This is a genomic window from Mycobacterium sp. 2-64 (assembly GCF_035918375.1).
In the GTDB taxonomy this organism is placed as follows: Bacteria; Actinomycetota; Actinomycetes; order Mycobacteriales; family Mycobacteriaceae; genus Mycobacterium; species Mycobacterium intracellulare.
The window spans coordinates 466,661-489,659 of sequence record NZ_CP142361.1 but is presented as its reverse complement, the minus strand read 5'-3'; the positions used below and the strand labels follow the sequence as shown (position 1 = coordinate 489,659).

General features: G+C 68.3%; 22 protein-coding genes. 8 read left to right on the top strand and 14 right to left on the bottom strand.

Going from position 1 to position 22,999, the window contains the following annotated elements; all coding sequences use genetic code 11:
- Nucleotides 1-3 precede the first annotated feature (3 nt).
- On the bottom strand, nt 4-1,035 hold the full coding sequence (gene fbaA / locus QGN31_RS02270; protein WP_014943038.1) for a class II fructose-bisphosphate aldolase: 1,032 nt from the start codon (nt 1,033-1,035) through the stop codon (nt 4-6).
- Nucleotides 1,036-1,127: 92 nt separating this feature from the next.
- On the opposite strand from fbaA, the gene QGN31_RS02265 reads away from it, so the two are divergent.
- Nucleotides 1,128-1,820, top strand: coding sequence for a DedA family protein (locus QGN31_RS02265; RefSeq protein ID WP_014943039.1), 693 nt, complete (start codon nt 1,128-1,130; stop codon nt 1,818-1,820).
- Between the two features lie 15 nt (nt 1,821-1,835).
- Here QGN31_RS02265 and QGN31_RS02260 read toward each other — a convergent pair whose 3' ends face one another.
- The 9 genes from QGN31_RS02260 to clpB form a co-directional block, all read right to left on the bottom strand.
- Nucleotides 1,836-3,185, bottom strand: a complete 1,350-nt coding sequence (locus QGN31_RS02260; protein ID WP_009957192.1) for a 3-oxoacid CoA-transferase — start codon at nt 3,183-3,185, stop codon at nt 1,836-1,838.
- Nucleotides 3,182-4,321, bottom strand: a complete 1,140-nt coding sequence (locus tag QGN31_RS02255) for a glycoside hydrolase family 76 protein (protein ID WP_014943040.1) — start codon at nt 4,319-4,321, stop codon at nt 3,182-3,184. The genes QGN31_RS02260 and QGN31_RS02255 overlap by 4 nt, the downstream gene beginning before the upstream one ends.
- 152 nt (nt 4,322-4,473) lie before the next feature.
- Nucleotides 4,474-5,121 carry a TrmH family RNA methyltransferase gene (locus QGN31_RS02250; RefSeq protein WP_014381302.1) on the bottom strand — a complete coding sequence of 216 codons (648 nt, stop codon included), beginning with the start codon at nt 5,119-5,121 and terminating at the stop codon, nt 4,474-4,476.
- Entirely contained in the window at nt 5,118-6,020 is a 903-nt protein-coding gene (locus tag QGN31_RS02245) for a hypothetical protein (RefSeq protein WP_014943041.1), read from the bottom strand. Before QGN31_RS02245 ends, QGN31_RS02250 begins: the two co-directional genes overlap by 4 nt.
- Nucleotides 6,021-6,246: 226 nt before the next feature.
- Nucleotides 6,247-6,786 carry an orotate phosphoribosyltransferase gene (gene pyrE / locus QGN31_RS02240; protein ID WP_008261506.1) on the bottom strand — a complete coding sequence of 180 codons (540 nt, stop codon included), beginning with the start codon at nt 6,784-6,786 and terminating at the stop codon, nt 6,247-6,249.
- The gene (locus QGN31_RS02235; protein WP_043955881.1) at nt 6,773-7,546 is read right to left on the bottom strand and encodes an SDR family NAD(P)-dependent oxidoreductase; all 774 of its coding nucleotides are present in this window, start codon (nt 7,544-7,546) and stop codon (nt 6,773-6,775) included. The genes pyrE and QGN31_RS02235 overlap by 14 nt, the downstream gene beginning before the upstream one ends.
- A 50-nt stretch (nt 7,547-7,596) precedes the next feature.
- Complete coding sequence (ttfA, locus tag QGN31_RS02230) at nt 7,597-8,475, bottom strand: trehalose monomycolate transport factor TtfA (RefSeq protein WP_014385929.1); 879 nt, start codon at nt 8,473-8,475, stop codon at nt 7,597-7,599.
- Between the two features lie 89 nt (nt 8,476-8,564).
- Nucleotides 8,565-9,848 carry an acyl-CoA dehydrogenase family protein gene (locus QGN31_RS02225; RefSeq protein ID WP_009954035.1) on the bottom strand — a complete coding sequence of 428 codons (1,284 nt, stop codon included), beginning with the start codon at nt 9,846-9,848 and terminating at the stop codon, nt 8,565-8,567.
- Between the two features lie 117 nt (nt 9,849-9,965).
- Nucleotides 9,966-12,512, bottom strand: a complete 2,547-nt coding sequence (gene clpB, locus QGN31_RS02220; RefSeq protein ID WP_008261516.1) for an ATP-dependent chaperone ClpB — start codon at nt 12,510-12,512, stop codon at nt 9,966-9,968.
- Nucleotides 12,513-12,645: 133 nt separating this feature from the next.
- Between clpB and QGN31_RS02215 the strand changes: the two genes are divergently transcribed.
- Genes QGN31_RS02215 through QGN31_RS02205 form a run of 3 tightly spaced genes read left to right on the top strand, consistent with a single transcriptional unit; the run spans nt 12,646 to nt 15,217 of the window.
- Nucleotides 12,646-13,080 carry a DUF3060 domain-containing protein gene (locus QGN31_RS02215; RefSeq protein WP_420029136.1) on the top strand — a complete coding sequence of 145 codons (435 nt, stop codon included), beginning with the start codon at nt 12,646-12,648 and terminating at the stop codon, nt 13,078-13,080.
- A 32-nt stretch (nt 13,081-13,112) separates the two neighbouring features.
- Complete coding sequence (locus tag QGN31_RS02210; RefSeq protein ID WP_008261520.1) at nt 13,113-14,303, top strand: FAD-binding oxidoreductase; 1,191 nt, start codon at nt 13,113-13,115, stop codon at nt 14,301-14,303.
- Between the two features lie 2 nt (nt 14,304-14,305).
- Complete coding sequence (locus QGN31_RS02205) at nt 14,306-15,217, top strand: aldose 1-epimerase (protein ID WP_014943045.1); 912 nt, start codon at nt 14,306-14,308, stop codon at nt 15,215-15,217.
- Nucleotides 15,218-15,355: 138 nt separating this feature from the next.
- On the opposite strand, the gene QGN31_RS02200 is transcribed toward QGN31_RS02205, so the two are convergent.
- The 4 genes from QGN31_RS02200 to dnaK are packed head-to-tail and all read right to left on the bottom strand — an operon-like array spanning nt 15,356 to nt 19,476.
- The gene (locus QGN31_RS02200) at nt 15,356-15,751 is read right to left on the bottom strand and encodes a heat shock protein transcriptional repressor HspR (RefSeq protein ID WP_008261523.1); all 396 of its coding nucleotides are present in this window, start codon (nt 15,749-15,751) and stop codon (nt 15,356-15,358) included.
- Nucleotides 15,751-16,929: a molecular chaperone DnaJ gene (gene dnaJ, locus QGN31_RS02195; RefSeq protein ID WP_008261532.1), complete on the bottom strand. Its 1,179-nt coding sequence runs from the start codon at nt 16,927-16,929 to the stop codon at nt 15,751-15,753. The genes QGN31_RS02200 and dnaJ overlap by 1 nt, the downstream gene beginning before the upstream one ends.
- Nucleotides 16,930-16,978: 49 nt before the next feature.
- Nucleotides 16,979-17,620, bottom strand: a complete 642-nt coding sequence (gene grpE, locus QGN31_RS02190) for a nucleotide exchange factor GrpE (protein ID WP_014943046.1) — start codon at nt 17,618-17,620, stop codon at nt 16,979-16,981.
- A complete protein-coding gene (dnaK, locus tag QGN31_RS02185; protein WP_014385934.1) occupies nt 17,617-19,476 on the bottom strand; it encodes a molecular chaperone DnaK in 1,860 nt (619 codons plus the stop codon). The genes grpE and dnaK overlap by 4 nt, the downstream gene beginning before the upstream one ends.
- 318 nt (nt 19,477-19,794) lie before the next feature.
- On the opposite strand from dnaK, the gene QGN31_RS02180 reads away from it, so the two are divergent.
- From QGN31_RS02180 to QGN31_RS02165, 4 genes are all read left to right on the top strand, one after another.
- Entirely contained in the window at nt 19,795-20,388 is a 594-nt protein-coding gene (locus QGN31_RS02180) for a hypothetical protein (RefSeq protein WP_008261546.1), read from the top strand.
- A 112-nt stretch (nt 20,389-20,500) separates the two neighbouring features.
- A complete protein-coding gene (locus tag QGN31_RS02175; protein ID WP_014385936.1) occupies nt 20,501-21,718 on the top strand; it encodes a putative alpha/beta hydrolase in 1,218 nt (405 codons plus the stop codon).
- 10 nt (nt 21,719-21,728) lie between these two features.
- A complete protein-coding gene (locus QGN31_RS02170; protein ID WP_041785263.1) occupies nt 21,729-22,271 on the top strand; it encodes an LpqN/LpqT family lipoprotein in 543 nt (180 codons plus the stop codon).
- Complete coding sequence (locus QGN31_RS02165; protein ID WP_014943047.1) at nt 22,271-22,990, top strand: hypothetical protein; 720 nt, start codon at nt 22,271-22,273, stop codon at nt 22,988-22,990. Before QGN31_RS02170 ends, QGN31_RS02165 begins: the two co-directional genes overlap by 1 nt.
- Nucleotides 22,991-22,999: the final 9 nt, after the last annotated feature.

Genomic DNA, 22,999 nt, shown 5'->3' with positions numbered 1-22,999 from the left:
GGGTCAGGCGATCGACTTTCCGGCGCAGTGCAGGTCCGTGCACGCCTGGACCACCCGCTCGGACATCGACGCCTCGGCCTTCTTGAGGTAGCTGCGGGGGTCGTAGACCTTCTTGGCCCCGACGTCGCCGTCGACCTTCAGCACGCCGTCGTAGTTGGTGAACATGTGGCCGGCGATCGGGCGGGTGAACGCGTACTGCGTGTCGGTGTCGACGTTCATCTTCACCACGCCGTAACGCAGGGCCTCCTCGATCTCCGACTTCTCGGATCCGGAGCCGCCGTGGAAGACGAAGTCGAACGGTTTCGTGTCGTCGGGCAACCCGAGCTTGGCCGCCGCCACCTTCTGGCCCTGGGCCAGGATGTCGGGGCGCAGCTTGACGTTGCCGGGCTTGTACACGCCGTGCACGTTGCCGAACGTGGCGGCCAGCAGATACTTGCCGTGCTCGCCGTGGCCCAGCGCGTCGATGGTCTTCTCGAAGTCCTCCGGCGTGGTGTAGAGCTTGTCGTTGATCTCGTTGGCGACGCCGTCCTCTTCCCCACCCACCACGCCGATCTCGATCTCGAGGATGATCTTGGCGGCCGACGCCTCGGTGAGCAGTTCCCGGGCGATCGCCAGGTTCTCGTCGATCGGCACCGCCGACCCGTCCCACATGTGTGATCCGAACAACGGCTCGCCGCCCCCGCTGACCCACTCGGCCGAGATCGACAGCAGCGGGCGGACGTAGGTGTCGAGCTTGTCCTTGGGGCAATGGTCGGTGTGGAGCGCGACGTTGATCGGGTACCTGGCCGCGATGGATCGGGTGAACTCGGCCAAGGCCACTGCCCCGGCGACCATGTCCTTGACTCCGAGGCCGGACGCGAATTCAGCTCCGCCGGTGGAGAATTGGATGATTCCGTCGCTGCCGGCATCGGCGAAGCCCTTGAGGGCGGCGTTCACCGTCTCCGACGAGGTGCAGTTGATCGCGGGGAAGGCGTACGAGTGCTCCTTGGCGCGGCGCAGCATCTCGGCGTAGACCTCGGGCGTGGCGATGGGCATGGCAACTCCCTTCTGCCCCTTCTGCGGCCGGGTCCACCCAGTATCGTCCAGGTCGGCGGGCGGCTCAGCGCGGGCCGGTATGTTGATGGATCATGAGTACCGCCGTGACGGCCCTGCCCGCCATCCTCGACCCGATGTATTGGCTGGGCGCCGACGGCGTCTTCGGGTCGGCGGTGCTGCCCGGGATCCTGGTCATCGTCTTCATCGAGACCGGGCTGCTGTTTCCGTTGTTGCCCGGCGAGTCGCTGCTGTTCACCGGCGGCCTGCTGGCCGCGCATCCGCACCCACCGGTCAGCATCTGGGTGCTGGCGCCGTGCGTCGCCACGGTCGCGGTCCTGGGCGATCAGACCGGATATTTCATCGGGCGGCGGATCGGGCCCGCGCTGTTCAAGAAGGAAGACTCGCGGTTCTTCAAGAAGCACTACGTGACCGAGTCACACGCGTTCTTCGAGAAGTACGGGCCCTGGGCGATCATCCTGGCCCGGTTCGCGCCGTTCGTGCGGACGTTCGTCCCGGTGATCGCCGGGGTGTCCTACATGCGCTATCCGCTGTTCTTGGGGTTCGACATCGTCGGCGGCATCGCCTGGGGCGGCGGCGCGACCCTCGCGGGCTACTTTTTGGGCAACGTGCCGTTCGTGCACCACAACCTGGAAAAGATCATCCTCGCCATCCTGTTCGTGTCGATGATCCCGGCGTTCATCGCTGCCTGGCGCGGCTATCGGGGCCGCCGCCGCGCGACGGAGACCGCCGACAGGGAACCCGAGAAGCTGCCGGCCTCCGAGTAGCGGCCCGCGCGCGGCTCAGACCGCGACGGTGAAATCGCAGCCGGTCTTGGCGCGGACGTCCTCGACCGTCACCCCGGGATGCAGTTCCGTGAGCACCAGCCCCTGCCCCGGCTCGACGTCGAAGACGCACAGGTTGGTGATGATCATGTCGACGACGCCCTTGCCGGTCAGCGGCAACGTGCATTGCTTGAGGATTTTCGGGCTGCCGTCTTTCGCGGTGTGGTCCATGACGACGATCACCCGCTTGACACCCGACACGAGATCCATTGCGCCGCCGGGCCCTTTGACCATCTTGCCGGGCACCATCCAGTTGGCCAGGTCGCCGTTCTCGGCCACCTCGAGCGCGCCCAGGATCGACAGGTCGATGTGGCCGCCGCGGATCATCGCGAAGGAGTCGGCGCTGCTGAAAAAGCTGGAGCCGGGCAGGCTCGTGATGGTCTGCTTGCCGGCGTTGATGAGATCGGGGTCCACGCTGTCCTCGCTCGGGTAGGCCCCGATGCCGAGCAAGCCGTTCTCCGACTGCAGCGTGACGTTGATGTCGTCGGGAATGAAGTTGGCCACCAACGTCGGAATGCCGATCCCCAGGTTCACGTAGTAGCCGTCGCGCAATTCGCGGGCCGCGCGCTGGGCCATGAGCTCGCGAATGGGGCTGTCGTTCTTCAGCGCTGCGCCGCCGCTGGTGGTGCGGAACTCGATGCGCTTCTCGTAGCCGGTGCCCTCGATGATGCGGTCCACGTAGATGCCGGGGGTGTGGATCAGGTCCGGATCCAGCTCGCCGACCTCGACCAGCTCCTCGACCTCGGCCACCGTGACCGCCGCGCAGGTGGCGATCATGGGGTTGAAGTTGCGCGCCGTCTTGCGGTAGACGAGGTTGCCCGCCGTGTCGCCCTTCCACGCCTTGACGAGCGCCACGTCCGCCCGGATGCCTTCTTCCAGAACGTATTCCGTACCGTCGAAGACCCGGGTGTCCTTGCCCTCGGCGAGATTGGTGCCGTAGGCCGTGCGCGTGTAGAACCCGGGAATCCCGGCGCCGCCGGCCCGCAGCTTCTCCGCCAGCGTGCCCTGGGGCGTGAGCGCGAGGTCGAGCTCGCCGGCCAGCACCTGCCGCTCGAACTCCTTGTTCTCCCCCACATAGGAGGCGATCACCTTCTTCACCTGCCTGCCCTTGAGCAGCAGGCCCATGCCGAAATCGTCTACGCCGGCGTTGTTTCCGACGATGGTGAGGTCCTTGATGCCGCTGTCCACCAGGGCCCGGATCAGCTTCTCCGGGATGCCGCACAGGCCGAAGCCGCCGGCGGCGATGGTGATGCCGTCCTTCAGCAGGCCGTGCAGCGCCGACTCCGCGTCGGGGTGGACTTTCTTCACAGGGCGCTCCTGTCCTCGTGCGACGATTCGGCGGAGACGTTACAGGCGGCCTCCATGAGCATCCACCCCGACAGCTGCACCGACAGGTCCCGCTCGGCGACCTCGGAGGCCATCACCGCGCCCTCGACGAACTCCGCCTCTTTGCCGTCCGCGGTGGGCACCTGGGCGTCGCGGTCCCAGAACGGGCCGAACACCGGCAGCCCGTCCACCGTCTGGCGGTAGTCCCACGCCGACTTCGCGCTGGCCAGCACGATCTGGCGGGCGGTGTCGCGCGCCACCGCGTCCTCCGGCGAATCCCCCGGCAGCGTGGTCGCCACCAGCGCCAGGTAGCGGGCGGTCACGCCGGCGAACAGGCCGCCGTCGCCCCCGCCAGCGCCGACCAGCACGCCCGCCGGGGCCATGCGCTCGCGCACCGCCGCGACCAGCCGATGCACCCGCGCGGCGTGCCGGGCCCTCACCTCGGCCCCGGCGCGGGCGGCCAGCTCGGTCTCGAGCCCCAGCACCACGCCCTGGCAGTACGTGTACTGCGCGCGCACCAGCGAACCCGCCTTGATGCCGTCGAACACCAGATGCGTCTCGGGGTCGATGAGCGTCGCCTCGATCCAATTCGCCATCTGCTCGGCACGTTTCAGGTGATCGCCGTACCGGGCGAGGAAGATCCCCGCGGGGCCGTTGGCGGGGGCGTTGAAGAACTTGTCCTGCTTGCGCCAGGGGATGCCGCCGCCGTCCTCGGGCGACCACGCCGTCAGGAATTGGTTCGCCAGCTTGGGCAACGCTTTTCGGCGCTCGACGCCGGCGATGCGCGCGGCACGTTCGAGCGCCAGCGCCAGCCAGGCCATGTCGTCGTAGTAGTTGTTGATCCACGAGAAGTTGTTGCGCAGCCGGTGCGAACGGACCTGCCGGTTGATCTCGGTGTGCCGGTGGGGCTGGGGATCACGCTGCTGGGCGTCGATGAGGCAGTCCAGCAGATGCGCCTGCCACCAGTAGTGCCAGGTCCCGAACAGCCGGTCTTTGCGCTGCGCCGGCCAGGCCACCACCCCGAGCTGTGTGGCGGGTAGACCCCACAGCCGCTTCAGGTGCCGTTGTGTGACAGCGGCTTCGCAGCTGGCCGCCCGGTTGGCCCATAGCTGATCCATACCTGCCGATCCTGCCCCATGCGTGTGAGCGCGCGGCGTCGAGTGTGAACGCAGGGCTTTCGGTGTGCATGTGCGGCGGCGACACGCCGAGCTGGCCCGCCGTCAGCGCACAATCAACGCCGCCGGTTCACACTCAACGCGCCCGGCGGGTGTCACCAGGCGCGGGACAGGTCGGCGTGCTGCTCCACCCAGGTGTGCATGGCGATCCCCGCGGCGACGCCGGCGTTGATGCTGCGCGTCGAGCCGAACTGGGCGATCGACACCGTCAGGGTCGCGCCGCTGCGGGTGTCGTCGGTGATCCCGGGCCCCTCCTGACCGAACACCAGCAGGCACTCGCGCGGCAGCGCGGTCTCCTCGAGCCGCGCCGCGCCCGGGACGTTGTCGACGGCGACGACGGTCAGGCCGGCGTCCGCCGCGAAGTCGAACAGCTCGGCGGTGCTGTCGTGGTGGCACAGCCGCTGATAGCGGTCGGTCACCATGGCGCCACGGCGATTCCACCGCCGCCGCCCCACGATGTGCACGGTGTGCACGGCGAAGGCGTTGGCGGTGCGCACCACCGAACCGATGTTGGCGTCGTGACCGAAGTTCTCGATCGCCACGTGCAGCGGATGCCGTCGCCGGTCGATGTCGGCGACGATGGCTTCCCGGGTCCAGTACCGGTAGGCGTCGACGACGTTGCGAGTGTCGCCCTCGCGCAACAGGATCGGGTCGTACCGCGGGTCGTCGGGCGGTTCGCCCGGCCACGGCCCGACACCGGCGGGCGGGGTCGCGGACCATTCGGTGGGCCCGGGTCCGCTCATCGCTGGGTCCACACCCCGGCGTGCGTGCCGTCGATGGCCAGCGTCGCGTAAAGCAGCGCGTCGTTGATCTCGCCCTGGGTGCACAGCGAGGCGTTGACGTGCACCGCGTCCAGCGACGCGTCGGGCAGGATCAGCACCGACGAGCCGTAGGTCGCGCAGGCGGGGTTGAGTCCCGGGGCGGGCAGCGTCGGCGAGGCCAGCAACATCATCGGGCCGCCGCGCTTGGCGGACTCGTCGCGGTAGCGGGCCGCGATGGCGGTGGCCTCCAACCCGAGCAGCATGTAGCCGTTGCCGGTGAACGCCCCCGGATCACCCAGTTGCGCCTTGGTCACCGGTTTGCCGTCGGCCCGCCACGCCGTGAGGCTGGCGGTCTTGACCGCCAGCCCGCCGCTGTCGTTGGGGTTGGTCGGCAGGAGGCCGACCGGGAAGGCGACCGGATAGGCCGACGAGCTGTTCGGGATGCGGTCGCGCGGCGAGTAGCCGTAGATGCCGCGGACCTGACTCCGATCCTTCAGCGGCCCAAGGCAAACCGTGCCGGTGAGCCGGTCGGGCGGCGCGGACAGCGGCGCGCGAATGTCGTGCACGCCGGTCTTCGCGTTCTCGCAGCTGCCCAGGCCGTCGGCCTCCATGGGGTGGGCCAGCGCGCCGTACAGGCCGAAGCGAATGTCCTCGGGTTTGGCGTGCGGGTCCTTGGTCGAGGCGGGACTCGCGTCGACGTCCACCAGCACATAGTCGCCATCCCAGCGCAGGTTCGACACGGACATGTTCCAGCCCAGCAGCGCCAGCGATTCGCCGAGCCGCGCGCCCTGGGCCCCGTAGGGCGCGGCGGCGGGGTTGGTCGATGAGCAGCCGGCCAGGCAGAGCGCCAGGCACGCGGCGATCGCAAGGATGGTCCGCATTGAATTAGCGCCCCGGGGTCGGACCAGAACGCATCGGCCACGCGGGCCACATGCGGCACAGCAGTCCCCGCCGGAAGGGAGTGACGAAATGCCCACCTCCGAGCGACGAGTCGGGCGCCTGCGCGCCTCGACGCCGTTGTCGCTGGGAGGCGGGCACCACGCACATCGCCCCGGCCGGGGACCGCTGCGGCGGGTGTGGCAATCGGTGCATCGAAAAAGCCGGCACCTAGCCCAGCCCCAGCTCGGCCAGTCCCAGCACGCTGCGGTACGGCAGCCCCTCGGCCTCGATGGCCTCGGCGGCGCCGGTGGCGCGGTCCACCACGGTGGCCACTCCCAGCACCTCGCCGCCCGCGTCCTGCACGGCGCGCACCGCGGTGAGCGCCGAGTTGCCGGTGGTGCTGGTGTCCTCGACCACCAGCACCCGCTGCCCGGAGACCTCGGAGCCTTCGATAAGTCGTTGCAGCCCATGGGCTTTGGCGGACTTGCGCACAACGAAAGCGTCGATGGGCCGGCCCGGCGCGTGCATGATGGCGGTGGCCACCGGGTCGGCGCCCAGGGTCAGCCCGCCCACCACCGCGTAGTCCCAGTCGCTGGTCAGCTCGCGCATCAGCTTGCCGATCAGCGCCGACGCACGATGGTGCAGGGTCGCCCGGCGCAGGTCGACGTAGTAGTCGGCCTCCTTGCCGGACGACAGCGTGACCCGGCCGTGCACCACCGCCAGGCGGCGCACCAGTTCGGCCAGCTCCTCGCGCTCAGGTTCGGCCACGGCCACCACCGACTCGTTTGGTGACCGCCCGCATCAGGGTCCGCGGGATCATCCGCTCGGCGGCGATGATCGCCTTGTACTGCAGACCCGGGATGCTGATCACCTTGCCGCGGGCGATGTCGGCGAGGCTCTGGCTGACCACATCGTCGACCTCGAGCCACATGAACGACGGCGACTTGGACATGTCGATGCCGGCGCGGGCGTGAAATTCGGTGCGCACGTAGCCCGGGCACACGGCGTGCACCGAAACCCCGGTGCCCTGCAGCCCGACGGACAAGCCCTCGCTGAACGAGATCACCCACGCCTTGGACGCCGAATACGTCGAGCCCCGCCCGGGCACCAGCCCGGCGACGCTGGCGATGTTGATGACCGTGCCGGCGCCCGCGTCGAGCATGCCCGGCAGCGCCGCCCGGGTCAGGTGCATGACCGCGGTGACGTTGACGTCGAGCTGGGATTGCAGCACGGCGGGGTCGGTGGACCAGAAGTCGCCGGACGTCGCGAAGCCGGCGTTGTTCACCAGGACGCGCACTCCGGCGGCGAGGCGATCGGACACCCGTTGCCGGTCGGCCGCATCGCCCAAGTCGGCGGGGAGAACCTCGACGTCGCCTGCGGTGCTCCTCAATTCGTCCGCCAGCCGGTTCAACCGATCGGCGTCGCGGGCGACCAGCACCAGGTCGTAGCCGTCGCGGGCGAAGCGTCGCGCGTACCCGGCGCCGATCCCGGAGGTGGGCCCGGTGATCAGGGCGACGGGGCGGGGCATGAGCGCCATCCTAGTGACGGCGGCCCCACCGGCCTCCCGGCTACCCGCCGTCAGCGCTGATAGTTGGTGGCCTGGTGGCCGTTGCGCCCGGTCGGGGGCGGGCGGCGCAGCGTATCGGGGCGCGGCTCCGGTCGCGGCTGGTCGCGGCGCACCGGCTCGGCCGCGCGGCGGCCCGGCGCGGCGTCGGGCCCGAGCAGGCCGGCCACATCCTGCTGCGCGCGCCGGGGCGGCAACTCGGCGCGGCCCGCCGGCGCCAACGGGCGGCTCGGCGACGCGTTGCGCGGTCCCGCCGGTGCCCCGGACTCCTGCGGGGTCTCCTCCGGCAGCGGCGGCAGCACTCGCAACAGGTCGTTGAACTGCCGCACGGTGCGCAGACCCTCGTCCCACTCGGTGCGGGTGCTGGTGATCGGCATGGCGACCAGCGTCCAGTTCTGCTCGTTCCACATGATCTCGGCGGAATCCGGCGCGGTGTGGGCGAAGGTGACCATGCGGCGGTCGCAGGCCCGGCGGGCGGCGTCCAGGTTGGTGGAGTACACCATCCGCGGCCCGATCGCGCCCAGCAGCCAAATGTCGCTCTCCCGTGGCTCTTTGAGCCCCTTGAGCCGCAGGTCCACCACGACGTTGGTGCCAACCTTGCGGTGCAGCGCGATCACCGTGGCGACCTCTTCGAGGTCGAAGATGTAGACCGCCTCGCCTCGGATCTGGCCCAGCACCACGTTCTGCGCGGTCACGTCACCCACCGTCGACATCACGCCGCGCTTCCAGCGCTTGAGGATGTCGGCCGATTCCCGCTCGTAGTCGAATCCGTGCGACCGCGCCCACGACTTACGGCGCCTGCTGCGTCCGCGCCGACGGTCGACATCGACGTACAGCAGCACCCCCGCGCCGACAAAGCACAGCGCGGAGAGCGTGAACCAGAGGGGGACCATCCAAAACAGCGTATCTGCTATTGGCCCGGAACACAGAAGGCGACCAGGTCACAACCCAATCACAGGATGCATTGCGGCCCGGGCGGGCGTCAGCGCCGGCGGGCGAAGTACTTCTTGGAGTCCTCGGCCGCGGCCCGCAGTTCGGGTTCTGCCTGGAACTTCGGCTCGAATTTCGCCCACGCCGCCTCCCGCTTGGCCGGGAAGTACTCCGTCGGCCAGTACGGATGCTGCTGCGGGCTGTAGTCGCGCAGCAGGCGCCGGGCGACGGTGGCCTTGTGGACCTCGTCGGCGCCGTCGGCCAGCCCCATCGTCGGCGCGCTCGCATACATCGCCTGCAGCGGCGTCAGATCGGTGGTCCCGAGTGACCCGAGGATGTGCAGGGCGTTGTACGACACGTCGCGCAGCACCTTCGCCATCGTGAACTTGACCGTCGCGATGTCGGTGCGGGCCTCCTTGGTGCTGGAATTGTCGATCTTCCACGCCGTTTCGAGCACCAGCAGCCGCAGCATGCGGATCGCGGCGTACGAGTCGGCGATCTTCTCCTGCACCATCTGATGCTCCGCGATGACCTTGCCGTGCGACTCCCGCGACAGCGCCCGCTCGCACATCATGTCGAACGCGAGCCGGCACTGGGCGATGGTGCGCATCGCGTGGTGGATGCGGCCGCCGCCGAGCCGACGCTGGGCCAGCGTCTTGGCGCCGTCCTCGGGGCCGAGCAGGTGGTCGAGCGGAACCCGGACGTCGTTGTAGATGATGTGGTTGTGGTTGCGCGGCTCCGGCTGGATCTCGACGCCCGGGGTGCGGCGCGGCACGACGAACATGCCGTTGGTGCACATCACGAAGAGGATGTCGGCCACCCGTCCCGCCGAGGTGAACCACTTCTCGCCGTTGATGACCCACTCGTCGCCGTCGCGCACGGCGTGGGTCTTGAACAGGCTGGGGTCGGATCCGCCCTGTGGCTCGGTCATCGAATACGCCGAGAACATGTCCTGGTTGAGCAGCGGCTCAAGCCACCGCTTCTTCTGCTCCTCGGTGCCGAACGCGGCGAGCATCTCCATGTTGCCGGTGTCGGGTGCGGCGGCGCCGAACATCTGCGGGGCCTGGGAGTAGCGGCCGATGACCTCGTTCAGTAACGCCAGCTTGAGCTGACCGAAACCGGGGCCACCCAACTCCTCGTCGAGGAAGATCGCCCACAGCCCCTGGTCCTTGATCTGCTGCTGCAGACCGCGCACGTAGGCCTTCACCCGGGGATCGGGCGAGCGCACCGCGTAGGGGAACACGAAGTCCAGCGGCTCGATCTCCTCGCGGCAAAAATCCTCGACCCAGTCGAGCTTCGCCTGGAAATCCGGCTCGGTGCTGAAGTCCCACGCCATGTTGGCCTCCGATCTGCCGTCGGTGGGACGCTACCAATGCGCGTCCAAACGCCGAACGTCGACTTGTTGGGCGGTTTCGGGGGAAAGCACCACAACAAGTCGACGTTCGAGCGCGGCTCAGCCCAGGATCAGGGAGTCGCCGTCGGGGCTGACGTTCACCGGCACGGTGTCGCCGTCGTGCACGTCGCCGGCCAGCAACAGCTTGGCCAGCTGGTCGCCGATGGCCTGTTGCACCAGCCGGCGCAGCGGCCGCGCGCCGTAGACCGGGTCGAATCCCCGATGCGCCAGCCACTGCTTGGCCGGCAGCGACACCTCGAGGGTGAGGCGGCGCTGCGCCAGCCGCTTCTGCAGCTGTGCCAGCTGGATGTCGACGATGGCCACCAGCTCACCGGGCTCCAGGCCGGCGAAGACGATGACGTCATCGAGCCGGTTGATGAACTCCGGCTTGAACGCCGAGCGCACCGCGGCCATCACCTGCTCCTCGGTGCCACCCGAGCCCAGGTTGGACGTCAGGATCAGGATGGTGTTGCGGAAGTCGACCGTGCGGCCCTGCCCGTCGGTGAGCCGGCCCTCGTCGAGCACCTGCAACAGCACGTCGAACACGTCCGGGTGCGCCTTCTCGATCTCGTCGAACAGGATCACCGTGTACGGACGCCGCCGCACCGCCTCGGTCAGCTGACCGCCCTGGTCGTAGCCGATGTAGCCGGGAGGGGCGCCGACCAGCCGGGCCACCGAGTGCTTCTCGCCGTACTCGCTCATGTCGATGCGGACCATCGCGCGCTCGTCGTCGAACAGGAACTCCGCCAGCGCCTTGGCCAGCTCGGTCTTACCGACACCGGTCGGGCCCAGGAACATGAACGAACCGGTCGGCCGGTTGGGGTCGGCGACGCCTGCGCGGGCGCGCCGCACTGCGTCGGACACCGCCGTCACCGCCTTGCGCTGCCCGATGACGCGCTTGCCCAGCTCGTCTTCCATGCGCAGCAGTTTGGCGGTCTCGCCCTCGAGCATCCGTCCGGCCGGGATGCCCGTCCATGCCGACACCACGTCGGCGATGTCGTCGGGGCCGACCTCCTCCTTGAGCATCACGTTCTCGCGGGCCTCGGCCTGCGGAAGCGCGGCGTCGAGTTTCTTCTCGACCTCGGGGATGCGGCCGTAGCGCAGCTCGGCGGCCTTGGCCAGGTCGCCGTCGCGCTCGGCGCGCTCGGACTCCCCGCGCAGCGCCTCGAGCTGTTCCTTGAGCTCGCGCACCACGTCGATCGCGTTCTTCTCGTTCTGCCAGCGCGTGGTGAGCTCGGCGAGCTTCTCCTTCTGGTCGGCCAGCTCGGAGCGCAGCTTCTCCAGCCGCTCCTTGGACGCCTCGTCCTCTTCTTTGGCCAGCGCCATCTCCTCGATCTCGAGGCGGCGCACCAGGCGCTCGACCTCGTCGATCTCGACGGGCCGCGAGTCGATCTCCATCTTCAGCCGGCTGGCGGCCTCGTCGACCAGGTCGATGGCCTTGTCCGGCAGGAAGCGCGCGGTGATGTAGCGGTCGGACAGCGTCGCCGCGGCCACCAGGGCCGAGTCGGTGATGCGCACGCCGTGGTGCACCTCGTAGCGGTCCTTGAGCCCGCGCAGGATGCCGACGGTGTCCTCCACCGACGGCTCGCCGACCAGCACCTGCTGGAAGCGGCGCTCCAGCGCGGCGTCCTTCTCGATGTACTTGCGGTACTCGTCGAGCGTGGTGGCGCCGACCAGGCGCAGCTCGCCGCGGGCCAGCATCGGCTTGATCATGTTGCCGGCGTCCATCGCCCCCTCGCCGGTCGCGCCGGCGCCGACGATGGTGTGCAGCTCGTCGATGAAGGTGATGATCTGCCCGGCGGAGTTCTTGATGTCGTCGAGGACGGCCTTGAGGCGTTCCTCGAACTCGCCGCGATACTTCGCGCCGGCGACCATCGAGCCGAGGTCCAGGCTGATGACGGTCTTGTCGCGCAGGCTCTCCGGCACGTCGCCGGCGACGATGCGCTGGGCCAGGCCCTCCACGATCGCGGTCTTGCCGACGCCGGGCTCGCCGATCAGCACCGGGTTGTTCTTGGTGCGCCGGCTCAACACCTGTACGACGCGGCGAATCTCGTTGTCACGCCCGATAACCGGGTCGAGCTTGCCCTCGCGGGCGCGCGCGGTCAGGTCGGTCGAGTACTTCTCCAGCGCCTGATAGGTGGCCTCGGGGTCGGCGCTGGTGACCCGGGCGCTGCCGCGGACCTTGACGAACGCCTCCCGCAACGCCTGCGGCGACGCGCCGTGCCCGGTGAGCAGCTTGGCGACGTCGGAGTCGCCGGTGGCAAGGCCGACCATCAGGTGTTCGGTGGAGACGTATTCGTCGTCCATCTCGGTGGCCAGTTGCTGGGCGGTGGTGATGGCGGCCAGCGACTCGCGCGAGAGCTGCGGCTGCGAGCTGGCGCCGCTGGCCTGCGGCAGCCGCTCGAGCAGGCGCTCGGCTTCGGCGCGGATGGTGGCGGGCGCGACCCCCACGGCCTCCAGCAGCGGCGCGGCGATGCCGTCCGCCTGGGTCAGCAACGCCATCAGCAGGTGGGCGGGCCGGATCTCCGGGTTACCGGCGGCCGAGGCCGCCTGCAGCGCCGAGGTCAGCGCCGCCTGGGTCTTGGTGGTCGGGTTGAAAGAGTCCACGACGCCTCCATTCGGGTCGAAAGGGAGCTGGCAAAAATGCTTGTCTGCTTGTTCAACGTCATCAATGTTGAGTCTGTTCCGCTCAACTCTACCGAGTTTTGGGCACTACGCCGTACGGGGTACCCCCGTAGCGATGACGCAGACGATGCAACACCCCGATCAGGCCGCCGACCCCACCCGAACCCCGCGCCGGGGCAGGGGCTTATGGCTGGCCGCCCTCGCCGGAGTGGCGGTCGCGGGCCTTGTCTCGGTCGGCCTGCATACCGACCTCGCCCACGGCAGCCAGTCCAGTGAGGTGCCCGACGCCGGGACGCTGCAGCTGAGCGGCGCCGGTACGACGAAGACGCTGCCCTGCCACGCCGGCTACCTGTCGGTGAGCGGAAAGAACAACACGATCACCCTCACCGGCCACTGCACCAGCGTCACCGTCTCCGGCAACGACAATCGCGTCGCGGTCGACAGCACGGACGCGCTGAGCGCATCCGGAGCCGGCAACGTCGTTGTCTACCACTGGGGTTCACCCAAGATCGTCAGCGCCGGGACCGCCAACGTCGTCCGGCAGGGCTGAATCCACGGAATCCGAGCCTAGAATCGGGGCCCGTGAGCCTCGAGGACGTCCAAGCGCTGGCCGTGCTGCGCGACGCCTTCGAACCGGACGGCGCGGGCCGCTCGGGCTCCCAGGGTGATTCCGGCGAGCTGGTGCACCGCTTCTACACCCATTGGTTCGCCCTCGACGCCTCGGTGCGCGATCTCTTCCCACCCGAAATGAGCGCCCAGCGCGCCGCTTTCGGCCACGCGATGCACTGGGTGTACGGCGAACTGGTCGCGCGGCGCGCGCGGGAGCCGGTGGCGTTTTTGGCCCAGCTCGGGCGGGACCATCGCAAATACGGTGTGCTGCCGCACCATTACGACACCCTGGGCCGCGCATTGCTGGCGACGCTCCGCTCGCATCTGGGTGCGGCCTGGACCGGCGCGGTCGACGACGCGGCCAGGCAGTCGCTGAACCTGATCACCGGGGTGATGAGCGGCGCCGCGGACGCCGAGGAGGGACCCGCCTGGTGGGACGGCACCGTCATCGAACACCTGCGGGTGTCGCGGGACCTGGCGGTCGTTCGGCTGCAGCTCGACCAGCCGATGCACTACCACCCCGGGCAATACGTCAACGCCCATGTGCCGCAATGCCCGCGCCGCTGGCGGTATCTGAGCCCCGCCATTCCCGCCGATCCCGGCGGCGGGATCGAGTTCCACGTGCGCCTGGTGCCCGGCGGCCTGGTCAGCACCGCGATCGTCAACGAAACCCGCATCGGCGACCGGTGGCGGCTGTCCAGCCCCCACGGCGGCCTGGGCGTCGACCGAGACGGCGGCGACGTGCTGATGGTCGCCGGCAGCACGGGCCTGGCGCCGCTGCGGGCGCTCATCATGGACCTGTCCCGCTACGCGGTCAACCCGCGGATACATCTGTTCTTCGGCGCGCGCTACCGCTGCGAACTCTACGACCTGCCCACCCTGTGGCAGGTCGCGTCGCACAACCCGTGGCTGTCGGTGTCGCCGGTCTCGGAGTACAGCGCCGACCCGGCGTGGGCCGCCGACTATCCCGACGTCACGCCGCCGCGGGGCCTGCACGTGCACCAGATCGGCCGGCTGCCCGACGTGGTGACCAAGTACGGAGGCTGGGGCGACCGTCAGATCCTGATCTGCGGCGGGCCGGCGATGGTCAGCGCCACCAAGTCCGCGCTACTCGCCAAAGGCGCTCCGCCCGAACGCATTCAGCACGATCCGCTCTGGAGGTAGCCATGCACGTCGTCACCCTGCGCGATCCTTCGTCGCCACTGGTTGCCCAGTTCGTTCCGGACGCGGGGATGATCGGCACGTCGCTGCGCGACGCCGGCGCGGAGTTGCTCGGCCAACGTCGCGGTCTTGACGCCTATGTCAGCGACGGCAAGACGATGGGCATCCCGATCCTGTATCCGTGGGCAAACCGGTTGGGCGCGAACACGTATACCGCGCAGGGCGCGACGGTGGACCTGACGCCGGGTGAGAACGGGGTGCGCGCCGACCCCAACGGGTTGCCGATCCACGGCGTCCTGGCCGCCTATCCCGGTTGGCGGGTGACGGACGAGTCCCCGAACGAGCTGACCGCTCTGGTGGATTTCGGTGCCGATCCACGACTGCTGGCCAGCTTCCCGTACCCGCATGTGCTGACGGTGACCGCGCGACTGGCCGATCGCACCCTGACGGTGCGGACGTCCGTGGCCGCCACCGGCGACTCGGCGGTGCCGCTGTGCTTCGGGTTTCATCCCTACCTGCAGCTGCCGGGCGTGCCCCGCGGTGACTGGCTCGTCGAGACGCCGGCGCTGCGGCACCTGAGTCTCGACGACAAGGGGCTGCCCACCGGAGAGTCCGAGCCGCAGCCGGCACGCGAAGAGGCGTTGCGCGACAAGGCCTTTGACGATGCATACGACGACGTCACCGAGGGCGCGGTGTTCGCGGTGTCCGGGGGCGAACGCCGCATCGAGGTGCATTTCGAGCGGGGCTATCCGGCGGCGCAGATCTTCGCGCCGCCGGTCGACGATCCGTCCAAGGCCATCATCTGTTTCGAGCCGATGGCCGCACCGACCGACGCGCTGCGCCGCGGCGGCTATCGCTGCGCTTCGCCGGGTGAGCCGGTGATGACGCAGTTTTCGATCCGGGTGCGATCACAGTGACCACCTGGGTCACTGCAGTCGCTGTCTGCTGATCACCAGGAGCATGCGAAAAGCGCTAGCACATGCGCTAGCGCTTTTGCGAATGTTGTGTGCTCCGGAGACAGGAACCCTTGGGGCGCAAGACAAACTTCCCGACGATTAACGCCCCCGGCGCGGCTGCCACACCACCAGCGCGGTGCTCTTGGGCACCACCGCCACGTCGCGGCGCTGGCTGGCGCGCAGCTGCGCCAATTCCTCGTTCAACTCTTTGATCCGCGCCTGCAGGGCCTCGACCTGGTTGGTCAGCTCGATGATCCGCTTGATGCCGGCGAGGTTGACCCCCTCGTCCTGCGAGAGCCGCTGCACCTCACGCAGCAGGTCGACGTCGTGCTCCGAATAGCGGCGTCCCCCACCGGAAGTGCGGCGCGGGCTGACCAGGCCGAGGCGGTCGTAGGTGCGCAGGGTTTGGGCGTGCATGCCGGCCAGCTCGGCGGCGACCGAGATCAGGAACGTTCGGGCATCCTCATTTCGTGAATTACTCGAGCCCTTGGCCATCAGCGATTACCCGCCCATCCTGCCCGGGGGTCAAACCCGCTGGAGCGCTCGGCGGCGGCGTACGCCTCCAGCGCCTCCTGGGCCGCGCCCTCCAAATTCGGTGGCACGGCGACCTTTACGGTGACCAGCAGGTCCCCGTTGCCGCCGCTGCGCTTGGGCACGCCGCGTCCGCGCACCCGCAGGATGCGGCCGTCGGACGTGCCCTTGGGCACCCGGACACCGACTTTGCCGTCCAGCGTGGGCACCGAAATGGTTGAGCCCAAGGCCAATTCGGTGAAGCTGACGGGAACGGTGACGGTCAGGTCGTCGCCGTCGCGGCCGAACACCTTGTCCGGCCGCACGTGCACCGTCACGTACAGGTCGCCCGACGGCGCGCCGCGCAGACCGGCCTCACCCTGGCCGGGCAGCCGGATGCGCTGTCCGTCCTCGACGCCGGGCGGGATGCGCACGTTGATGGTGCGGGTCCGGGTGGTGACCCCGGTGCCCTTGCACTCCTCGCAGGGGTGCTCGATGATCGAGCCGCTGCCCCGGCAATCGGTGCAGGGCTCGGAGAAACCGAACGCGCCCTGGTTGCGGTTGATCACGCCGGAGCCGTTGCAGGTGGGACACACCTTCGGGCTGGTGCCCGGCCGCGCCCCGCTGCCATGGCAGTTGGTGCACGGCGCCGGGCTGGTCAGCCGCAGCGGCATCGCCACACCCTTGGCGGCCTCGACGAATTCCAGCTGGGTTTCGGTCTCGAGGTCGTTGCCGCGGCGCGGCCGGCTGGGCCGGCCGCCGGCGCCGCGCCCGAACAATCCGCCGAACAGGTCGCCGATGTTGGTGCCGCCGCTGCGGCCGGCGGCGTCGAACAGATCGTTGAGGTTGAACTCCGCCCCGTCGCCGCCGACGTTGAAGCCACCGAAGCCGCCGGTATCGAACCGCCGCCCGCCAAAACCGCCGCCGGCGAACAGCCTTCGGGTTTCGTCGTATTCCTTGCGCTTGGCCGGATCGGACAACACGTTGTGCGCCTCCGACACGGCTTTGAATCGTTCACCGGCGGCGGGATTGTCCGGGTTGGCGTCCGGGTGCAGATCGCGCGCCAGTTTGCGGTAGGCGCGTTTGATCTCTTCGGGACTGGCGTCAGAGGAGACGCCCAGCTCCTTGTAGAAGTCTTTTTCGACCCATTCACGCTGGGCCATGTCGCGTCACCCCCTCACCTGTGGCGTTGCGTTGTGCTGATTGTGTGGTCTAGTCACCGGACGTGCCGGCGTTATCGTCCGATTCGACCGGCGCGGTTTCCTCAGCCTCACCGGCCGAGGCCGATTCGTCGCCTTCGTCGTCGACCGTGTCGACGACGCCGACCATGGCGTGGCGCAGGATTTGATCGCCGAGCTTGTAGCCCTGCCGCATGACGGTGCCGATCACCGGGCGAGATCCGTCGCCCTCGTGCTGGACGGCTTCGTGCAGCACCGGGTCGAAGTCCTCGCCCTCCTCGCCGAACGCCGTCAGGCCGAGCCCGGTCAGCGCGCCCTCCAGCTTGTCGGCCACCGCCTTCAGCGGGCCCGACTCGAGGTCGCCGTGCTTGCGCGCCCGGTCGAGATCGTCGAGCACGCCCAGCAATTGGTTGACGACGGCGGCCTTGGCCCGGTCCGCCGCGGCCTGCTGGTCGCGCAGCGCCCGCTTGCGGTAGTTCGCGAAGTCGGCCTGCACGCGTTGCAGATCGGCGGTCAGCTCGGCGAGCTTGCCCTCGCCCTGAACCGCCGGCTCGTCGGCCGGGGCCGGCCCTCCCGGCGTATCGCCGGGAGGGGCCTGCCGTACTTCACCGGTCTCAGGATCGATTCGCCGCTTGTCGGTGACGGTCACCTGTTCCTGTGGGTTTCCTTCTGTCACTTGGACTCCCGGTCGTCGTCGACCACCTCCGCGTCCACGACGTCGTCAGCGGAGCCAGCCTGCCCGCCACCGGTCGCGTCGGCCTGTTCGCCCGCGGCCTGGGTGGCCTCGTAGATGGCCTGCCCGAGCGCCTGCGACTCCTGGCCCAGCTTCTCCATCGCCGACTTGATCGCGGTGATGTCGGTGCCGCCCAGGGCCGTCTTGGCCTCGGCGATCGCGGCGTCGACCTTGGACAGCGTGTCCTCGGGAACCTTCGACCCGCCCTCGGCTTCGCGCTGGTCCTTGACGAACTTCTCCGTCTGGTAGACCAGCGATTCGGCCTGGTTGCGGACGTCGGCCTCCTCGCGACGCTGGCGGTCCTCCTCGGCGTGCGCCTCGGCGTCCTTGATCATCCGGTCGATCTCCTCCTTGGACAGGCCGGAGCCCTCCTGGATTTTGATCGTGTTCTCCTTGCCGGTGCCCTTGTCCTTGGCCGTGACGTGCACGATGCCGTTGGCGTCGATGTCGAAGGTGACCTCGATCTGCGGGACGCCGCGGGGCGCCGGCGGGATGCCGGTCAGCTCGAAGGAGCCGAGCAGCTTGTTGTGCGAAGCGATTTCGCGCTCACCCTGGTACACCTGGATCTGCACGGACGGCTGGTTGTCATCGGCCGTGGTGAAGGTCTCCGACCGCTTGGTCGGGATGGTGGTGTTGCGCTCGATGAGCTTGGTCATCACGCCACCCTTGGTCTCGATACCCAAGCTCAGCGGCGTAACGTCAAGCAGCAGAACGTCTTTCACCTCGCCCTTCAACACGCCAGCCTGAAGAGCGGCACCCACGGCCACCACCTCGTCGGGGTTGACACCCTTGTTGGGCTCCTTGCCGCCGGTGAGCTCCTTGACCAGTTCGGTCACCGCGGGCATCCGGGTGGAACCACCCACCAGGACCACGTGGTCGATCTCGGAGACCGAGATGCCGGCGTCCTTGATCACGGACTGGAAGGGCTGACGGGTGCGGTCCAGCAGATCCTGTGTGATGCGCTGGAATTCGGCGCGCGTGAGCTGCTCGTCGAGGAACAGCGGGTTCTTGTCCGCGTCGACGGTGATGTAAGGCAGGTTGATCGAGGTGCTCTGCGAACTCGAGAGTTCGATCTTGGCCTTCTCCGCGGCCTCACGCAGCCGCTGCATCGCCATCTTGTCCTTGGTCAGGTCAATTCCGCTGGTGCCCTTGAACTTGTCGACGAGCCAGTCGACGACACGGTCGTCCCAGTCGTCCCCACCGAGGTGGTTGTCACCGCTGGTGGCGCGGACCTCGACCACGCCCTCGCCGATCTCGAGCAACGACACGTCGAACGTGCCGCCACCGAGGTCGAAGACCAGGATGGTCTGCTCCTTCTCGCCCTTGTCCAGGCCGTAGGCCAGTGCGGCGGCGGTCGGCTCGTTGACGATGCGCAGGACGTTCAGGCCGGCGATCTGGCCGGCTTCCTTCGTCGCCTGACGCTGGGCGTCGTTGAAGTACGCCGGCACGGTGACCACCGCGTCGGTGACGTCCTCGCCCAGGTATGCCTCGGCGTCGCGCTTCAGCTTCATCAGCACGCGGGCGCTGATCTCCTGGGCGGTGTATTTCTTGTCATCGATCTCGATGGACCAGTCGGTGCCCATGTGCCGCTTGACCGAACGGATGGTCCGGTCGACGTTGGTGACCGCCTGGTTCTTGGCGGGCTGGCCGACGAGCACCTCGCCGTTGCGCGCGAACGCGACGATGGACGGGGTGGTCCGCGAGCCCTCGGAGTTGGCGACGACGACGGGGTCACCGCCCTCGAGGACTGCGACGACGGAGTTGGTGGTCCCGAGGTCGATACCGACCGCACGAGCCATAGTGATTCCTCCTGATTGTGTAGAGCTTGTCTGGTGCCACTATGCTGAGTGAACCCCGCTCAAGCCTGCCCCTGAGGGCGATAGGCTGTCAACCCAGTCTTGAGCCTGGTTCACTCAACTTGTCGATCATGTTAACGGCCCGCGGTCCCGTGTTGTTCCCGGGGCCAGCGGTGGCGGCGCACAGTCGCCCCGCGAGTCGGTCACGCGGCGGTAAAGCTTCACCATCGGCGCCGCATCGATAGGCACTCGAGTGCAGCGACTGTCGTCGGAGGGTGGGTAACCTGAGTGCCGCCATTCGAATCGTCTGGGGAGCGGCGGGTGCGGTTTTCGGATAATGCGCGGCGGAGCCTGGCCGGTGGTTCGCTGCTGCTCGTAGCCCTGTTCGCCGGCTCCGGGCTGGTGTCCGGCTGCAGCTCCGTCATCGGCGGCCGGCCGGTGGCTTCGCCCGGGGCGGGCGCGAGCGAACCGTCCTTCCCCACGCCGCGATCCACGCCGTCGCCGCCGTCGGCCACCGCCGCTCCGGCCCCGACGGCTCCGGCCGCGCCGACGGGCCCCACGAATCCGGCCGGCGCCATCCCCCTGCCGCCCGACCAGAACGGCTACGTCTTCATCGAGACCAAATCCGGCGTGACGCGCTGCCAGATCAACAAGGACACCGTCGGCTGCGAGGCGCCCTTCACCAACTCCCCGCTGCAGGACGGTGAGCACGCCAACGGCGTCAGCGTCACCACCGGCGGCAAGGTGCAGTGGGTGCTGGGCAACCTCGGAGCCATCCCGACCGTCAAGATCGATTACCAGACCTACGCCGCCCAGGGCTGGACGATCATCGCCAACGTCGACGGCACCCGCTTCACCAACGACCAGACCAAGCACGGCATGTTCGTCAGCATCGACAAGGTCAACACGTTCTAGGGCGGTAACCTTGTCGACGGCGTGGCGGGGGGATCGGTCTGCCGCGTGATGTCGCCGACCAGCTACCGGTGCTCGCTCAGTCCCGGCCTAACCAAGAAGACCTCACGACTCCATGCAACTGCGCTACATCAGCGTCGCGGCGCTGATCGCCGAAGCCGGTGGCGACCCGTGGGCGATCAATCAGAGCCTGCAGGCCGGTAGCCCGTTTCAGATTGCTCAGCTGGCGGAGGCGTTTCTCAAGGCGGGCCGATGCACCGCCGAGGCCACCAATGCGTTCGACCAGGCCCGTAGCCGCTTCGACGCCGCGTGGAACCATCAGAATGGGGATCATCCGATCAACGGCTCCGCCGAAGTGCAGCGCGTGACGAAATCCCTTGGGGCGCAGTCCTTGCAGCTGCCCAAGATCGGTGCGGACCTGGAAAACATCGCTGCCAATCTGGCCGAGGCGCAAAAGACGGCGGCCGGGCAGATCGCGGCCCTAGAAAGTCAGTTGCAGCAGCTGGACGGCTTCATCGGCCAAGCGGTGGAGCTGGAAAAAGATCCCACACTGACCGCGGAAGACCGACACGCGCTGGATGCGTTTATCAGCGGCCGCGAAGACGACGCCATCCGCGACACCAAAGCAGCGCTGGGCCAGCTGCAATCCACCCGCAACGGCTACGCCAACTCGTTCCAGAACGCAATGGGGACCCTGCACGCGGACGGATACGACCTCACGGCCCCCCAGGCCGGGCCCGCCCAGGGAGCGGCCGAGCAGCCCAGCGGCGGCGCGGCCGAGCAGCCCGGCGGCGGTCCCGCGTTGGCCCCGACGAAGGGCGAGGTGCTGACCGGCGCCGCGGGCGCGATCGCCGGCGGTACCGCCGACGGTGTGCGCGGGGCGACGACCAGATTGATCGCCGAGTCCCCCGGTACGGGTCCCGGCAAGGCTGATCCGGGCTTGTTGAGATGGTTCGAGGATCCGAAGATCGGCGGCATCGAGCTGAAAGGCTTCTCCCGCGTCGGCGGGGTGGTCGCTGCGGCCAGCGCGGTGCCCGCCGTCATGTCCGACATCCATGACGGCAACTCGGTTTCCGAGGCCGTCACCCGGGAGTCTGTCGGAACCGTGTTAGGGCTGGGCCTGGGCACATTGGCAGGAGACGCGGCTGCTGGTGCAGCGATCGGTTCGGTCATTCCGGGGGCGGGGACGGCCCTTGGCCTGGTGGTGGGCGCGGGCGTGGGAGCTATCGCCGCTTGGGGTGGATCGAAGGTGGTCGGAGAAGTCTGGCATCCGGTCGCGGATGCGGTCGGGAGTGCGGTGCACGGCGTGGAATCGGTTTTCGGATTCGGGTAGGTCGGCGACGATGCGATTTGATGAGTTCATAGAGAAGCACGGCGTTGCAGTATCCCCGGTCGACCGATTCGCCGGGCTTGTCGTGGAGGTCGGGGTACCACAGGGCTGGGAACCGTTCGATTCCGCAGTCGGAGCCCGGGTATGGGTTTGTCGCGCCGACCCGTGCATCGACACATTCGGCGCTAACGCGGTGTTGACGATGCATCGTGTCGAGGCCGCTTTGGACCCCGCCGAAGTTTTCGCGATGCTGGTGGAGCAGCAGCTGCAGTCGACTCCGGGATGTCACGAGGTGCGCCGTGAACTCGGCCCGGCAGCTGAATCCATCGGAATTCAGGGGTTGCTGGCGATGAAGATTATCCATGAGCTCGGCGCCATCGACAGTGTGTCACGATCGCGGATCATCTCGGCTGAACAGGAGACACTGATTGCGCAACTTACGGTGACCGCGCTAGATGATTCACCCGTGCGGCGGGAAAACGTCTGGCTGTCTGTACAACTGGGTGCCGCGCCGGCAGGTCCGGCGCCCGTCACCGCAACACGAGACCGTCACTGATGATCAACGGCGAGACGAGCGGCCAGTGGCGGCGGGGACTGCGGTACATCTTTGGCGCGGCTCTACTCCTTCTTGCGGCGGTAGCAACTTCGGTCGGAGTTCAGTGGTACCTGTCCCTGATCGCATTCTGCGCGGCACTCATGTTCATCCTCGGAAGACGCCGAATTTTTCGGGCGGGAGTCACCCGGGCGGGCGACGAGATTATTTGTAGATACATCCCGTGGTACGAGGGAAATGTGTACGTCTTGAACGTGCTGTTCCCATTGCTCGCTGTCGCAGGTATCGGCGCGGGCAGTGCACCCGGCAATCCCGCGTGGCTTCGGTTCATCGGAATCCTTCTGCTGGTTCTGACGCCCATCTTCGTTTCCAGCGCGGTATGTATGTGGCGCCGGTGCCTTCTGTGCATTTCGCCCTCGGTGTTGACGGTGCGCCTGACTGCGCCGAAAGAAGAGTTGACCGAAATAAGCCGTGAGTGTGTCGTGTCGATCGAGCCCAAGATCGTCCCGAATGGTGTGAGCGGCCAGTCGCTGCAAGTCGCAATCAGCTACCGCGCAACGGGTTTGAGCAGCGAGTCCAAGACTGTGCTGCTCGGCCTGCAGTTGACCATCCAGCCGATTAACCTTCTTAACGCACTAATCGCCTGGAAAGACGGCGCCCACGAAAACCCGTGCGAGCTACTGGATCGGGTCGAAGGGATCCTTCGGGGCAATCGACAGTGACCACACGAG

Excerpts from the sequence above, each read along its gene's own strand:
- QGN31_RS02175 (WP_014385936.1), top strand. The coding sequence starts at position 20,501 with ATGCAACTGCGCTACATCAGCGTCGCGGCGCTGATCGCCGAAGCCGGT.
- QGN31_RS02265 (WP_014943039.1), top strand. The coding sequence starts at position 1,128 with ATGAGTACCGCCGTGACGGCCCTGCCCGCCATCCTCGACCCGATGTAT.
- QGN31_RS02170 (WP_041785263.1), top strand. The coding sequence starts at position 21,729 with ATGCGATTTGATGAGTTCATAGAGAAGCACGGCGTTGCAGTATCCCCG.
- QGN31_RS02235 (WP_043955881.1), bottom strand. The coding sequence starts at position 7,546 with ATGCCCCGCCCCGTCGCCCTGATCACCGGGCCCACCTCCGGGATCGGC.
- QGN31_RS02205 (WP_014943045.1), top strand. The coding sequence starts at position 14,306 with ATGCACGTCGTCACCCTGCGCGATCCTTCGTCGCCACTGGTTGCCCAG.
- QGN31_RS02215 (WP_420029136.1), top strand. The coding sequence starts at position 12,646 with ATGACGCAGACGATGCAACACCCCGATCAGGCCGCCGACCCCACCCGA.
- QGN31_RS02255 (WP_014943040.1), bottom strand. The coding sequence starts at position 4,321 with ATGGATCAGCTATGGGCCAACCGGGCGGCCAGCTGCGAAGCCGCTGTC.
- QGN31_RS02245 (WP_014943041.1), bottom strand. The coding sequence starts at position 6,020 with ATGCGGACCATCCTTGCGATCGCCGCGTGCCTGGCGCTCTGCCTGGCC.
- QGN31_RS02250 (WP_014381302.1), bottom strand. The coding sequence starts at position 5,121 with ATGAGCGGACCCGGGCCCACCGAATGGTCCGCGACCCCGCCCGCCGGT.
- QGN31_RS02200 (WP_008261523.1), bottom strand. The coding sequence starts at position 15,751 with ATGGCCAAGGGCTCGAGTAATTCACGAAATGAGGATGCCCGAACGTTC.
- fbaA (WP_014943038.1), bottom strand. The coding sequence starts at position 1,035 with ATGCCCATCGCCACGCCCGAGGTCTACGCCGAGATGCTGCGCCGCGCC.
- QGN31_RS02225 (WP_009954035.1), bottom strand. The coding sequence starts at position 9,848 with ATGGCGTGGGACTTCAGCACCGAGCCGGATTTCCAGGCGAAGCTCGAC.
- dnaJ (WP_008261532.1), bottom strand. The coding sequence starts at position 16,929 with ATGGCCCAGCGTGAATGGGTCGAAAAAGACTTCTACAAGGAGCTGGGC.
- dnaK (WP_014385934.1), bottom strand. The coding sequence starts at position 19,476 with ATGGCTCGTGCGGTCGGTATCGACCTCGGGACCACCAACTCCGTCGTC.
- ttfA (WP_014385929.1), bottom strand. The coding sequence starts at position 8,475 with ATGGTCCCCCTCTGGTTCACGCTCTCCGCGCTGTGCTTTGTCGGCGCG.
- QGN31_RS02165 (WP_014943047.1), top strand. The coding sequence starts at position 22,271 with ATGATCAACGGCGAGACGAGCGGCCAGTGGCGGCGGGGACTGCGGTAC.